This is a genomic window from Winogradskyella flava, assembly GCF_014243395.1.
Lineage (GTDB): Bacteria > Bacteroidota > Bacteroidia > Flavobacteriales > Flavobacteriaceae > Winogradskyella > Winogradskyella flava.
Genome location: NZ_JACLCP010000001.1, coordinates 422460 through 436106, shown reverse-complemented (window position 1 = coordinate 436106; position 13647 = coordinate 422460). Strand labels below are relative to the sequence as shown.

Genomic DNA, 13647 nt, shown 5'->3' with positions numbered 1-13647 from the left:
GATGGCAGAAGTAAAACCAGCTGAAATATCAGCAATCTTAAAACAACAACTTTCAGGTTTTGAAGCAGGTGCTTCATTAGACGAAGTAGGAACAGTATTAACTGTAGGTGATGGTATTGTACGTGCTTACGGATTAGCTAACGCACAATATGGTGAGTTAGTGGAATTCGAAGGTGGTGCAGAAGGTATCGTACTTAACCTTGAAGAAGATAATGTAGGTATCGTACTTTTAGGTACTTCAGTAGGGGTAAAAGAAGGTTCTACGGTAAAACGTACTGAGCGTATTGCATCTGTGAAAGTAGGTGAAGGTATTGTTGGACGTGTTGTAGATACATTAGGTAATCCAATTGATGGTAAAGGACCGATCGCTGGTGAGACTTACGAAATGCCAGTTGAGCGTAAAGCGCCAGGTGTAATCTACAGAGAGCCAGTAACAGAACCTTTACAAACAGGTATTAAGGCGATTGATGCTATGATTCCTGTAGGTAGAGGACAACGTGAGTTGGTTATTGGTGACCGACAAACAGGTAAAACAACGGTTTGTATTGATACTATCTTAAATCAAAAAGAATTTTACGATGCCGGTAACCCTGTATACTGTATATATGTAGCTGTTGGTCAAAAAGCGTCAACAGTTGCAAACATTGCAAAAACATTAGAAGAAAGAGGTGCTCTTGCTTATACTACAATTGTAGCAGCTAACGCATCAGATCCAGCAGCGATGCAAGTATATGCACCAATGACAGGAGCTTCTATTGGAGAATATTTTAGAGATACTGGTCGCCCAGCATTAATCATTTATGATGATTTATCTAAGCAAGCGGTAGCATACCGTGAGGTATCTTTATTATTACGTCGTCCTCCAGGACGCGAGGCGTATCCTGGTGACGTTTTCTATCTACACTCTAGATTATTAGAGCGTTCTGCAAAAGTTATTAATGATGATGCTATTGCGAAAGAGATGAATGATTTGCCAGAGTCTCTTAAGCCAATGGTAAAAGGTGGTGGTTCTTTAACGGCATTACCAATCATTGAAACACAAGCAGGTGATGTATCAGCTTATATTCCAACCAATGTAATTTCGATTACAGATGGTCAGATTTTCTTAGATGGTGATTTATTTAATTCTGGTGTACGTCCAGCGATTAACGTAGGTATTTCTGTATCTCGTGTTGGTGGTAACGCACAGATTAAATCCATGAAGAAAGTATCTGGTACATTAAAATTAGATCAAGCTCAGTTCCGTGAATTAGAAGCGTTTGCTAAGTTTGGTTCAGATTTAGATGCTTCTACTTTAAATGTCATTGAAAAAGGTAAGCGTAACGTTGAGATCTTAAAGCAAGCTCAAAACGATCCATTTACTGTAGAAGATCAGATTGCGATTATTTATGCTGGTTCTAAGAACTTATTAAGAGATGTTCCCGTAGAAAAAGTGAAAGAATTCGAAAGAGATTTTATTGAATTCTTAAACGCTAAGCATAGAGGCACTCTAGATACATTAAAATCTGGTAAATTAACTGATGAGGTAATTGATACATTGACAAATGTAGCCAAAGACCTTACAAGTAAGTATAGAGGATAAAAAGTTTAGAGTTTAAAGTGAAAAGTTTATAGTTGCTTAGCAATGTATAAAACTCATAACGCATAACTCGTAACTCATAACTTGAAAAAATGGCAAACTTAAAAGAAATACGTAACAGAATATCTTCAGTATCCTCAACGATGCAGATTACCAGTGCTATGAAAATGGTATCCGCTGCAAAGTTAAAGAAGGCACAAGATGCCATTACCGCCATGCGTCCTTACTCTAATAAGTTAACAGAATTACTACAGAGTTTAAGTGCTACTTTAGATGCTGATTCTGGAAGTAAGTATTCTGTTCAAAGAGAAGTTAAGAACGTTTTAGTGGTTGCCATAACTTCTAATAGAGGATTATGTGGTGCGTTTAACTCTAACATCATTAAGCAAGTTAATATTTTAATTAATGATGTTTATGCTGATAAAAACGTGTCTGTGCTGGCCGTTGGTAAAAAAGCTAACGATGCGTTTGCTAAGCAAGATAAAGTGATTGCCAACAAAAGTGAAGTATTTGATGATTTGACTTTTGAAAATGTTGCTGAAATTGCTGAAATGATCATGAAGAAGTTCGTTGAAGGTGATTATGACAAAGTAGAGTTGGTCTATAATAGTTTCAAAAATGCAGCAACTCAAATTGTGATGACCGAGCAATTCTTGCCGATTGTACCCATTGAAGGCGAAGATGCACATGCAAATTTAGATTATATTTTTGAGCCATCTAAGCAAGAAATAGTGGAAACATTAATTCCAAAGTCTTTAAAAACGCAGTTGTTTAAAGGCATTAGAGATTCTTTTGCTTCTGAGCATGGTGCACGTATGACCGCAATGCATAAGGCAACTGATAATGCAACTGAGCTTAGAGATCAATTAAAGTTAACGTATAATAAAGCGAGACAAGCAGCGATTACTAACGAAATCTTGGAAATTGTAGGTGGTGCGGAAGCATTAAACAATTAGACGAAGCGAAAGCAAAGTCAAATGCTTTAAAAATGCGAAGCATTGAATAACAAAAGTATATCATGCTGAATTTAGTTTAGCATCTTTTAGAACATCAAACCCAACTTTTAAGAGTTGGGTTTTTTTATGTAACATTTTTAAAGTTTTGAATCTAAAGGGAAACTATAAAAATTTATATCATGAAAACTTTAAAATGTTTAATCTTCACTTTTTTAATATCTGTTACTTTATCCGCTCAATCAACAGCGTTCACAGTTGATATAAAAGGAGAAGGAGCACCAATTTTTTTATTTCCTGGCTTTACCTGTCCTGGTGAAGTTTGGGATGACGTAGTTAATGAGCTTTCCAAAACAAATGAATGTCATGTCTTTACATTTGCAGGATTTGGAGATGTACCAGCTATTGAAAAACCATGGTTGCCAAAAATTAAAGATGAAATTGTAGCTTATATTTCAGAAAATAAGCTAGAGAATATTACCTTAATTGGACATAGTTTAGGCGGTACTTTAAGTTTATGGCTAGCCTCGGAGAATAAAGAAAGCTTTAAGCAAATCATTGCTGTAGATGCCTTACCATCATCAGGTGCTTTGATGATTCCTAATTACGATAGTAACATGATTGCCTATGATACACCGTATAACAAACAAATGATAAGTATGAATGATGAAGATTTTGAACTTATGGCTTCCCAGATGGCTTCAGGAATGGTTTTAAATGAAGAAAAAAGAGCGTTGATTAAAGACTGGATTATTAAGACCGACAGAGAAACATATGTTTATGGCTTTACCGATCTTTTAAAATTGGATTTAAGAGAAGATATAGCGAAGATTAAGATACCTGTTTTATTATTGGCAGCAACAAAGCCTTATGGAGAGGAAACAGTTAAAATGACCTACAAGGACCAATATAAAAAACTTGAGAATTATCAGATTAAATATGCTAAAGACTCGGCACACTTTATAATGTATGATCAACCAGAATGGCTGTTAGAAACCATTATAAGTGGATTAAACTAAAATCATGCGTCAAACACAATTTGATACGATTTATAAAGAGAACTACCCTAAAGTTATAAGGTTGTGCATGGGCTATACCAATGGAAATGAATCTCAAGCTCAAGATTTAACCCAGGACGTCTTTATAAAAGTTTGGGAGAATCTTGGTGACTTCAAGAATCATTCAGCGTTATCGACTTGGATTTATAGAATTACGGTCAATACATGCTTAATGAGCTTGAGAAAGAAAAAGAAATTAAGACTTTCCAACAACTTGCCTATGCATGTTGAGAGCAACAACGATTCGCATTCGGAAAGTCGAGAACAGCAGTTCATCCAATTGTATGGATGTATTGATAAATTAAGTGAAAATAGCAAGACAATAATTCTATTAGCTCTTGAGGGCTTACCTCAAAAGGAAATCGCTGAAATAGTTGGTGTTAAGCACGAAGCCATTAGAGTTCGTCTTCACCGCATAAAAAATGAATTAACTAAATGTGTTAAAAAATGAAAGAATTTGAAGATATACGGATAAAATGGCAAAATCAGGCCAATAAGCAAGCGCCTAATAATGGAGCAAAGAAAGTTATTGAAAAAACAAGGCGCTTGAAGAGTGGACAGCGTCTCACAAGTATTATTTTAAGTATTACTGTAGCTATTTTAGTAATATTCTTTTTTTATGTCAAAGCCTATTCAATGCAAACAATGACAATAGGTCTTGGTATAATGATTCTGAGTGTTATAGTTAGAATTTTAATGGAGTTGTTAAGTCTTAGACAACTCAAACAGATTAAATACGACTTGTCGTTAGGAAAGTTTAAAGAGGAAATGATTGCCTATTACAAGGTTAGACTTAGAACCCATTATATATTTACCCCAATTATTCTTGTTCTATACGTTATTGGTTTTGTCATCTTAATGCCATTATTTAAGTCAGCACTCTCAACAGGTTTTTATACCTATATTAAAGTATCAGGTCTAATTGTTTTAGTTGTTGGAGCATATCTCATTTTTATGCAAATCAAGAAAGAACTATTCGTTTTAAGAAGTTTAATCGCGTAGGACATCATGCATTTCGTCGATTAAATGCAAAAAAATCCGACAAAGTAAAATATTTTTGTATATTGCACTTCCAAATCTAAACCTACTTTGTCATGAAGAGACTTAAAAAGGCGGCACACGCCATCGTTTTTGCTATTGCGTTTTCAACTACATTTCAATGTTTTAGTCAAAAAGAAGTTACTATTACTGAAGTTCAAACATTCGAACTTCAAACACCATTTACTATAAAACCTGTTGTTTTTCAAGAATGGTATGCAGGAATTGATGTTGGAGGTACAGGAATCAATGTATTTATTCCTATCTCTGATGTAAAAGAAGATGTGACGTTTAATGAAATATATTTTCGAAATTTAAAAGGAGAACTTATTTCAGAAAACGGAAAGTACAAGGCTGTATTAGAAAACCCATCTAAGTTGTACACATTCAAAAAAGCTGAAAAGCCTGCTGATTATCCTTTCGATTTAAAAGATAATGAGTGCGTATTGAGCTATACCCAAAACGGTAAGACCAAATACCATAAGATTGTTTCGCTTAATGAAGTAGCTGGAACTTATTATAAAGATGGTCCTCCATCAATTTATTCTAATAACAGTTCAGACGGAATGGCTTCTGTAGAAGAAGAAGAAGAGAACAACTAGGATTGTAAATAATATGATATCAAGGCCTTGCATTTTGCAGGGCTTTTTTATTCCATCTATTTAAAAGACCAGTTATTATTTAATACTTTTGGGCAACTTATAATTATTTAGTTTGGGCGGATTTAAATCTCTATTTAAACAAACATTTATCTATGGCATCGCTACGGTCTTGCCACGAATGTTAAGTTTTCTTTTAGTTCCACTTTATACAAGCGAAGCTGTTCTTGCCAATCCTGCCGAATACGGAAAAGTTTCTATTATTTTTTCATATTTCGTATTGTTTAACGTGATTTTGGCCTACGGTATGGAAACCGCATTTTTCCGTTTTTTTAATAAAGAAGATGACAAAGACAAAGTTGTAAGTACATCGACAATATCATTGATAATATCGTCTTTGGGCTTTTTTGCATTGGCCTTAGTATTTCAAAATCAAGTAGCCAGTTTTATTGATATCGACGTAAAATATATCAACATTGTCATCTGGATATTACTCTTAGATGCTTTGGTTATAATCCCTTTTGCATGGTTAAGAGCAAACGAAAAACCAATGCGATATGCCGTTATTAAAATACTCAATGTTCTTATAAACATTGGATTAAATCTTTTCTTCCTATTAGCTTTGAAAGATTTAGCGCAAAATGGAGGAGTTCTGGAAAGCATTTATAGACCTAACTTCGAAATCAGTTATATATTTATAGCCAATTTAGTTGCTAGTGCAGTGACAGTCTTACTTCTAAGTTCATTTTATGCAAAGCTTAAGTATAAATTCGATAAAGTACTCTGTAAACAAATGATGCGTTATGCTATCCCAGTTTTAGTTGCTGGAATAGCCTTTTCAATTAATGAAACATTCGACAGAATATTACTTAAGGAGTTGTTACCAGCAGATACTGCCGAAAGCGAAATAGGAATGTATTCAGCTTGTTATAAACTGGCCTTATTTATGACCCTTTTTGCTACTGCCTATCGTTTAGGCATAGAGCCTTATTTTTTTAGTCATGCCAAGACGAAGAACCCCCAAAAAAACTATGCGAGTATCTTAGAATTCTTTGTCGCCTTAGGATCATTAATATTATTGGCAGTCGTAGTGTTCGCAGATGTTCTAAAACCTATAATAATAAGGAGTGAAGCGTATTGGGAAGCCATGTGGATTGTTCCGATAATTCTACTTGCAAATTTCTGTCTGGGGATTTATCATAATCTTTCGGTTTGGTATAAAATCACAGATAGAACTAAGTTTGGAGCCTATATTTCTGTGGCAGGTGCATTACTGACCCTTGGTATTAATTTTATGTTTATTGAAGCTTATAGTTACAAAGCTTCTGCTGTGGCGACATTAGTAGCTTATGCCAGCATGATGTTATTATCTTATTACTTTGGAAGAAAATATTATCCAATTCCCTATAATCTCAAAAAAATTGGATTGTACTTAGTTATATCGATCGGACTATCGGCATTATCTTTTTATCAATATCGAGGAGAATATCTTATAGGAATTGCAATGTTAGTTGTATTTTTGGGATTAGTTATAATGTTGGAAAAGAACCAATTAAATCAAGTCTTAAAACGATGAAAAATGAAAATTAAGATTATAAATAAATCCAGACACGATTTACCACATTACGAAACCATAGCTTCTGCTGGTATGGACTTACGTGCTAGTTTAACCGAATCTAGAATATTAAAACCGTTAGAACGTACAATTGTCGGTACAGGCCTATTTATAGAACTGCCAATTGGTACAGAGGCGCAAGTAAGACCTCGCAGTGGGTTGGCAGCAAAAAAAGGAATAACCGTATTAAATGCGCCAGGTACAATAGATGCAGATTATAGAGGTGAAATAGGCGTGATTTTAGTCAATTTATCAAACGAAGATTTCACTATCAATAATGGTGAACGTATTGCACAACTGGTCATTGCGAAACATGAACGCGCAGAATGGGAAGAAGCGGAACTACTTTCTGACACAGAACGTGGTGATGGCGGTTTTGGGAGTACAGGAACTAAATAGACAATTAAACAATCAACGAATAAACTTATAGAATGAAAATAATAGTGCCAATGGCAGGTCGTGGCTCTCGCCTCAGACCACATAGTTTAACTGTACCAAAACCATTAATTCCAGTTGCAGGCCAACCCATAGTGCATCGCTTAGTAAAAGATATTGCCAAAGTATTAAGACAACCCATTGAGGAAATAGCTTTCGTTTTAGGTGACCCAGCATTTTTTGGAGACGAAGTTGTTGAGAGTCTTACAGAATTAGCCCAAGATTTAGGAGCTAAGTCCTCTATTTATAGACAAGACCAGCCTTTAGGAACTGGTCATGCCATTATGAGTGCCAAGCCATCATTGTCAGGTCCTGCTGTAATTGCTTACGCAGACACCTTGATTAGAGCTGAGTTCGATTTAGATCCAGTAGCAGATAGCGTTATTTGGACCAAACGTGTGAATAATCCAGAAGCTTATGGCGTCGTGAAGTTAGATGACAATGAAAACATTGTTGAGCTGGTTGAAAAACCAGAAAGTTTTGTAAGCGACCAAGCAGTAATAGGTATTTATTACTTTAAGGATGTTGCCGTATTAAAAGAAAAACTTCAAGAAGTTTTAGATGAAAACGTTATGAACGGTGGCGAATACCAAATCAATGATGGTATTAAGCGTATGATGGCAGATGGCAGAGTATTTAAAACAGGTACCGTTGATGAATGGATGGACTGTGGCAACAAGAACGTAACCTTAGAGACCAATACTAAAATGCTAGGTTTTTTAACTTCTGATAATGAAGAGCAATTAGTACATGATTCAGTAGTATTAGAAAACTCAAATATTATCGAGCCATGCTTTATTGGAGCAGGTACCGTTTTGCGCAATACATCTGTTGGACCAAACGTTTCAATTGGCAAGGATTGCATTATTGAGGATTCAAGCGTTAAAAATAGCTTAATTCAGAATCAGACCACTATCAAAAACGCTAATTTAGACGAAGCTATGATCGGCAGTTATGTAAAGTACAATGGTGACTTTGCTAAGATTAGTATCGGTGATTATTCTATTTTAGAATAAAATTCCTGCGCATGCAGGAATCTCATTATAAATTAGTTTGGAACAACTTTTGAAACTATAATGTCATTCAGAGCCTTTCGACTGTCGCTCAAGACAGGCTAAAGCGAAGAATCTTAAATGAAATTAAACAATAAAATAACAAGAATTTTAATGGTACTTCTCTTAGTGCCTATGCTTGCTATGGCTCAAGTTGATTTCAACAAACGTCCAGACGATGATTTAGGTAATGTCGAAGATGAATTTCAAGAGTATTTCTTTGAAGCATTGAAACAAAAAGGTATTGAGAATTATGATCGTGCTGTCGAAGCACTTCACAAATGCTTAAATCTAGACAGTAAAAAACCTGTCATATATTTTGAGCTTGGTAAAAATTACAACAAACTCAAAAATTTTGGCGCTGCAGAGGATAATCTTAAAAAAGCGATCAGCATGCAACCGGACAATGAATGGTTTTTAGATGAATTGTACGATGTATATTTTCAGCAAGATGATATCAATAATGCTATAAAGACCATTAAACAATTAGTTAAATATCACCCTGACTATAAAGAAGACCTAGCGGCTTTATACGTAAGAGAAAAACGCTATAAGCAAGCATTAGAGCTTTTAGATGAACTAGATGAAGAGTTAGGTGTAAGCGAGGCTAGAGATGCTATGAGAAATGACATCTATAGTATTACAGGGAATGCAGATGATCGTATTGAAAATCTTGAGCAGCGCATTGCTGCCAATCCTAATAATGAAGAAAACCATTTAAAACTTATTTATAGATACAGTCAAACAGGAGATAAAAAGAAAGCCTATAAAGCAGCACAAAACCTATTGAAAGTAAAGCCAGAATCTAAATTTGTGCATTTGGCTTTATATAAATTTTATCTTCAAGATGGTAAAGTTGAAGATGCCATTAATTCTGTAAAGATAGCTTTGACTAGCCCGGAAATAAATGCAGATGCTAAAGCCAAAGTACTTAAGGATTTTGTGGGCTTTGTTTCTAAAAATCCTGAATATGAAGGCGATTTGGTGGATATTACATCATTGGTCGACGAAAATAAAGATGCACGAACTCATAGCGATTTAGGGCAATATTATCTAAAAGCAGGAGACAAGGCTAAAGCACTGTCCAACTTTAGGAAAGCACTTAATCAAAATCCAAATGATTTTAAACTCTTAAAGGATGTGTTATTGTTACAATTAGATATCGAAGATTATAAAGCGGTTGTTAAAGACAGTGAAGATGCTTTGGAATTATATCCTGCGCAACCAATTTTATATTTGGTAAATGGTGTTGCCAATAATAAGCGAGGTAATCATCAAAAGGCCATAGAAAGTTTAGAAACGGGAATAGATTTCTTAATAGATGACCCACAAATGGAAGCCGATTTTTATTCCCAGATGAGTGTGGCCTACAAAGGCATAAATAATATAAGTAAATCTGAAACGTTTGCTAAAAAGGCACAAGATTTAAAAGCCCAACAATAGATGATACTTGACCGAACATATAACTGCTCTAAAATAGCTTTCACCATTGTACTATTGATGTTTTTGATTAACTGTAAATCAGCAAAAAGTGTCATAGAATCTGGTAAGGCAAGTGAGAAATTGTCAGCCAAGCAAGTGATTAAACAGCATGAAAAGAATGGTGCTGACTTTAAAACACTTCAAGGCAAGGTGAAAATCGACATTACCCAAGACCAGAAAGAACAAGGCTCGACTTTCAATTTAAGAATTGAAAAAGACAAAGTCATTTGGCTAAGCGCCAAACTTGGATTGGCCAGAATGATGATCACTCCACAAAAAGTTCGTTTTTATAACAAACTCGATAACGAATATTTTGATGGTGACTACAAGCTCCTAAGTGATTTCGTTGGTGTAGACTTAGACTTTATGAAAGTGCAAAATATATTGTTAGGCCAAGCAATTTATAATCTGAAAGAAGAACCGCATATGGTTTCTGTAAATGAAAATTCGTATGCTTTACAGCCAAAAGACCAAAGGGCACTTTTAGAGCTGTTTTACCTCATTAATCCTTCGCATTTTAAGATGGATAGCCTACAATTGTTTCAACAATTAAAAAAACGTATTCTTCAGGTAGATTATAAATCGTATCAAGAAATAGACAAACAGGTTTTACCCAAGGATATTCGAATTATTGCCGTTGAAGATTCGGATGAGGTTGCTATTACTATGGAGTTTAAATCTCTAGCTCTAAACGATGAGGTGCGTTTTCCGTTTAAGATTCCAGCTGGATACAAAGAAATTGTGATAAAATAATGAGTGTAAAGGGTTTTTGTTTTTTAGTACTAATTGGATTTCTTCTAGCCCCTTCAGTTCTTATTGCCCAAAGTGATAAACAAAAAAAGTTGGAGGCCCAGCGTCAGCAGATTCTAAAAGAGATGAAGCAAATAAATGCGTTGCTTTTTACCAAAAAGAAAGAAGAAAAATCTGAAATAACACTTATTGAAGACCTTAATTACAAAGTAAGTGTTAGACAAAATCTGATTAAAATAACCAACGAACAGGCCAATCTTCTCACTCGCGAAATCAACACCAATCAAAAAGAAATTACAAGTCTAAGAACACAACTTCAAGAATTAAAGGATGATTATGCCGCCATGGTTGTAAAATCATACAAGAGTAAATCAGAACAGAGTAAAGTAATGTTCTTGTTGTCTTCTGAAAACTTTAAGCAAGCATACAAACGACTGCAATATATTAGGCAATATTCAAACTATCAAAAAGAACAAGGAGAGGCCATTAAAAGTAAAACCAAGGAGCTGCAAGAGTTGAATATTCAACTATCAAAACAAAAAGAAGATAAGCAAAAACTTATTGAAGAAAATAGAGCAGCCAAGCGTCAGCTAGAAAAGGAATTAAAACAACGTGAAGTTCTAATGGCATCTATAAAAGCTGATATGAGCAAGTTTGCGTCTCAGATTAAAAAGAAGAAACAAGAAGCTGATCGTTTAGATAAAGAAATCAACAGATTAATTAGAGAAGCCATCGCGGCATCCAATAAAGAAGCTGGGAAAAAGACATCTACAGGAAAATTTGTCCTCACACCAGAATCTAAAAAACTAGCCTCAAGTTTCGAAGCGAATAAAGGCAAGCTCGGTTGGCCAGTAGATAGAGGTGTTATAAAAGCCAAATTCGGAAAAGGACGCTCTCTAACGGACAGTTCAGTTGAAGTTAACAATCCTGGAATAAAAATTGCAACAACAACCAATGCGGATGTTAAAGCCGTTTTTAATGGTGAAGTATCTCAAATTCTAGTTATAAAAAGAGGAAATCCTGCCATTATGATTCGTCATGGTAATTACCTTACCATTTACACCAATTTATCTAAGATTTCAGTAAAAAAAGGCGATAAGATAAAAACAGGCCAAGTCATTGGTCAAGCATTTACCAACAGAAGAAATGGGGAAACACTTTTAGGCTTTAGAATCTATAAAAACAATCAAAAGCTTAATCCACAGTATTGGTTATCAAAGTATTGATTATACTCTTACTACAACATAACCATTTCTCGTCTTTCTATAATGCTTTCCATTAAAAAAGTAATAGCGCTTCCCTTTTACCCTAACTACTTTATATTGCCTAGGTAATTTCTTAACAACAGTTACGGAAGTTGGCTGAGTAACCACAACACGTCTAGCACAAGAACTAAAGCTTAATGCAAAAACAAAAATTAAGGAGTAAACTAAATATCTCATCATTAATAAATTTGGTTCAATGATAAGACCAAAATGATTTAAAAAGGTTTAATTCTAATCAAAAAGCGCTTTTAGTTCTGTGGCATCAGAAGGTTTCATTTTACCAGCCAGTACCAAACTTAATTGCTTACGACGTAATGCTGCATCAAAGCGTTCTTTTTCTAATTCGGTTTCAGGGATAAGCTCAGGAACTTTTACAGGTCGTCCTGTTTCATCAACTGCAACAAAGGTATAAATAGCTTCATTGGCCTTGATACACTCGCCAGATTCGCGATCCTCAATCCAAACGTCCATATAAACTTCCATGGAAGAGGTAAATGCACGAGAGACTTTCGCCTCAATGGTTACAACACTGCCTAAAGGTACAGACCTGTTAAAGGCCACATGATTTACAGAAGCCGTCACCACAATACGACGCGAATGTCGTCTTGCGGCAATACTTGCTGCGCGATCCATACGTGCTAATAGTTCACCTCCAAAGAGATTATTTATAGGATTGGTTTCACTAGGTAAAACTAAATCAGTAACAACTGTTTTAGACTGAAATGCGGTTCTTGGTTGCATAAATCTTTAAAATTTGTGCAAAGATAGAGTGATTTAAATAAAAAAGGACAAGAAAAGGTTAATCTAATTTCTTAATTAACAACCAAGCATCTCTGTTATGCTCACGGCGAATTCTGTAGAGTGCACGTTGTGCTTCCGCTCTAGTTTTAAAGCTAGAATATACAACTTCGTGCAATCCATAGCGGTTTTTGCCAATTTTTCTTGCTTTATAACCTTTGTCCCTAAGTTGTTTTACTTTCTTGTTAGAATTGGCTTCAACTCTAAAGGCACCGGCAACAATATGATAATTGCCAGTCTGTTTTTCTAAGGAAAGTGTAGCGGCAGGCAAAGGGTTACTAATTACAAATGTAGCTTCTTGTACTTGAGCATCTAATTGTGTATTGGCTTCTTCTTGCGCTAACTGGTTGTGTTTTTCTATAGTGTTATTATAATACTTAGCAGCACCAAAACCTCCCAAGCCTAAAATAAGTATTGCAGCTGCAGCATATTTGAGCCAATTATAATTAGAGCGTTTTTCTGGTGTTAATACAATAGGAGCAACTTTCTCTATGGCTTCCGCCTCTTCTTTGTAAACCTCTCGCTTTATATTATTAGATCTAAAGTGTGATAGACCGAACGAATCCGTTAAATAGTTGATATGATTTGAAGGTTGAAAAACGATATTGCTTTCAGAATTTAAGGTAAACTCGCCAATATTTTCAAACTGAATGGTTTCGCCCTCAATTAAATAAGATTTTATCGCTTTAACCTGTTTTGAAATCTTATTGTTAGCTGTTGAATAGGGAATTTTTTCAACCTCAGCGATATAATTAGCTAAAAGCCCATCATTATTTTGCAATTGCTCATTAAATGATAGCACCTTTTTTGGAGGATAAAAGGTATGAGTAGATTCGTGAACCTTTGCCGAAACGCGATTACTCAAAAATGCGCCAAAGCCAGGTACAGTCACGCAATCGTAACGGTATAATAAATCACCTATATAAGTCTCTAATTGCATACAATAGCAAAGTTAAAAATTTTTGAAAGTGATAAAAGTTTGTGTCGGTTTAGTTATTAACATCAGAAAAATTTAGTTTCTTG

Annotated in this window: 15 protein-coding genes; 12 read left to right on the top strand and 3 right to left on the bottom strand. The window is 35.0% G+C overall.

Annotated elements, in window-relative coordinates; all coding sequences use genetic code 11:
• Position 1 precedes the first annotated feature (1 nt).
• The 12 genes from atpA to H7F21_RS01820 all read left to right on the top strand — a co-directional run bounded on the left by atpA (position 2) and on the right by H7F21_RS01820 (position 11787).
• A complete protein-coding gene (gene atpA / locus H7F21_RS01875) occupies positions 2-1582 on the top strand; it encodes a F0F1 ATP synthase subunit alpha (RefSeq protein WP_185787537.1) in 1581 nt (526 codons plus the stop codon).
• 89 nt (positions 1583-1671) lie between these two features.
• Positions 1672-2535, top strand: coding sequence for an ATP synthase F1 subunit gamma (gene atpG / locus H7F21_RS01870; RefSeq protein ID WP_185787536.1), 864 nt, complete (start codon positions 1672-1674; stop codon positions 2533-2535).
• Between the two features lie 179 nt (positions 2536-2714).
• Complete coding sequence (locus tag H7F21_RS01865; RefSeq protein ID WP_185787535.1) at positions 2715-3551, top strand: alpha/beta fold hydrolase; 837 nt, start codon at positions 2715-2717, stop codon at positions 3549-3551.
• Between the two features lie 4 nt (positions 3552-3555).
• Positions 3556-4041, top strand: a complete 486-nt coding sequence (locus tag H7F21_RS01860) for an RNA polymerase sigma factor (protein ID WP_185787534.1) — start codon at positions 3556-3558, stop codon at positions 4039-4041.
• Entirely contained in the window at positions 4038-4592 is a 555-nt protein-coding gene (locus tag H7F21_RS01855; protein ID WP_185787533.1) for a hypothetical protein, read from the top strand. The genes H7F21_RS01860 and H7F21_RS01855 overlap by 4 nt, the downstream gene beginning before the upstream one ends.
• A gap of 92 nt (positions 4593-4684) precedes the next feature.
• Positions 4685-5230: a hypothetical protein gene (locus H7F21_RS01850; protein ID WP_185787532.1), complete on the top strand. Its 546-nt coding sequence runs from the start codon at positions 4685-4687 to the stop codon at positions 5228-5230.
• A gap of 112 nt (positions 5231-5342) precedes the next feature.
• Positions 5343-6803 (top strand): oligosaccharide flippase family protein, encoded by a 1461-nt coding sequence (locus tag H7F21_RS01845; protein ID WP_185787531.1) that lies wholly within the window; start codon positions 5343-5345, stop codon positions 6801-6803.
• A 3-nt stretch (positions 6804-6806) separates the two neighbouring features.
• Positions 6807-7241 carry a dUTP diphosphatase gene (dut, locus tag H7F21_RS01840; RefSeq protein ID WP_185787530.1) on the top strand — a complete coding sequence of 145 codons (435 nt, stop codon included), beginning with the start codon at positions 6807-6809 and terminating at the stop codon, positions 7239-7241.
• Between the two features lie 32 nt (positions 7242-7273).
• Complete coding sequence (locus tag H7F21_RS01835) at positions 7274-8293, top strand: sugar phosphate nucleotidyltransferase (protein WP_185787529.1); 1020 nt, start codon at positions 7274-7276, stop codon at positions 8291-8293.
• Between the two features lie 117 nt (positions 8294-8410).
• Positions 8411-9772, top strand: coding sequence for a tetratricopeptide repeat protein (locus tag H7F21_RS01830; protein WP_185787528.1), 1362 nt, complete (start codon positions 8411-8413; stop codon positions 9770-9772).
• Positions 9773-10564 carry a lipoprotein insertase outer membrane protein LolB1 gene (lolB1, locus tag H7F21_RS01825; protein ID WP_185787527.1) on the top strand — a complete coding sequence of 264 codons (792 nt, stop codon included), beginning with the start codon at positions 9773-9775 and terminating at the stop codon, positions 10562-10564.
• Entirely contained in the window at positions 10564-11787 is a 1224-nt protein-coding gene (locus H7F21_RS01820; protein ID WP_185787526.1) for a murein hydrolase activator EnvC family protein, read from the top strand. The genes lolB1 and H7F21_RS01820 overlap by 1 nt, the downstream gene beginning before the upstream one ends.
• Here H7F21_RS01820 and H7F21_RS01815 read toward each other — a convergent pair whose 3' ends face one another.
• From H7F21_RS01815 to H7F21_RS01805, 3 genes are read right to left on the bottom strand one after another with little or no spacing between them, the layout of a single operon-like run.
• Entirely contained in the window at positions 11788-12006 is a 219-nt protein-coding gene (locus tag H7F21_RS01815; RefSeq protein WP_185787525.1) for a DUF6515 family protein, read from the bottom strand.
• Positions 12007-12057: 51 nt separating this feature from the next.
• Positions 12058-12567 (bottom strand): acyl-CoA thioesterase, encoded by a 510-nt coding sequence (locus tag H7F21_RS01810; RefSeq protein ID WP_185787524.1) that lies wholly within the window; start codon positions 12565-12567, stop codon positions 12058-12060.
• A gap of 58 nt (positions 12568-12625) precedes the next feature.
• Positions 12626-13564, bottom strand: coding sequence for an HU domain-containing protein (locus H7F21_RS01805; protein ID WP_185787523.1), 939 nt, complete (start codon positions 13562-13564; stop codon positions 12626-12628).
• Positions 13565-13647: the final 83 nt, after the last annotated feature.

Excerpts from the sequence above, each read along its gene's own strand:
- atpA (WP_185787537.1), top strand. The coding sequence starts at position 2 with ATGGCAGAAGTAAAACCAGCTGAAATATCAGCAATCTTAAAACAACAA.
- atpG (WP_185787536.1), top strand. The coding sequence starts at position 1,672 with ATGGCAAACTTAAAAGAAATACGTAACAGAATATCTTCAGTATCCTCA.
- H7F21_RS01865 (WP_185787535.1), top strand. The coding sequence starts at position 2,715 with ATGAAAACTTTAAAATGTTTAATCTTCACTTTTTTAATATCTGTTACT.
- H7F21_RS01860 (WP_185787534.1), top strand. The coding sequence starts at position 3,556 with ATGCGTCAAACACAATTTGATACGATTTATAAAGAGAACTACCCTAAA.
- H7F21_RS01855 (WP_185787533.1), top strand. The coding sequence starts at position 4,038 with ATGAAAGAATTTGAAGATATACGGATAAAATGGCAAAATCAGGCCAAT.
- H7F21_RS01850 (WP_185787532.1), top strand. The coding sequence starts at position 4,685 with ATGAAGAGACTTAAAAAGGCGGCACACGCCATCGTTTTTGCTATTGCG.
- dut (WP_185787530.1), top strand. The coding sequence starts at position 6,807 with ATGAAAATTAAGATTATAAATAAATCCAGACACGATTTACCACATTAC.
- H7F21_RS01835 (WP_185787529.1), top strand. The coding sequence starts at position 7,274 with ATGAAAATAATAGTGCCAATGGCAGGTCGTGGCTCTCGCCTCAGACCA.
- H7F21_RS01830 (WP_185787528.1), top strand. The coding sequence starts at position 8,411 with ATGAAATTAAACAATAAAATAACAAGAATTTTAATGGTACTTCTCTTA.
- lolB1 (WP_185787527.1), top strand. The coding sequence starts at position 9,773 with ATGATACTTGACCGAACATATAACTGCTCTAAAATAGCTTTCACCATT.
- H7F21_RS01820 (WP_185787526.1), top strand. The coding sequence starts at position 10,564 with ATGAGTGTAAAGGGTTTTTGTTTTTTAGTACTAATTGGATTTCTTCTA.
- H7F21_RS01815 (WP_185787525.1), bottom strand. The coding sequence starts at position 12,006 with ATGATGAGATATTTAGTTTACTCCTTAATTTTTGTTTTTGCATTAAGC.
- H7F21_RS01810 (WP_185787524.1), bottom strand. The coding sequence starts at position 12,567 with ATGCAACCAAGAACCGCATTTCAGTCTAAAACAGTTGTTACTGATTTA.
- H7F21_RS01805 (WP_185787523.1), bottom strand. The coding sequence starts at position 13,564 with ATGCAATTAGAGACTTATATAGGTGATTTATTATACCGTTACGATTGC.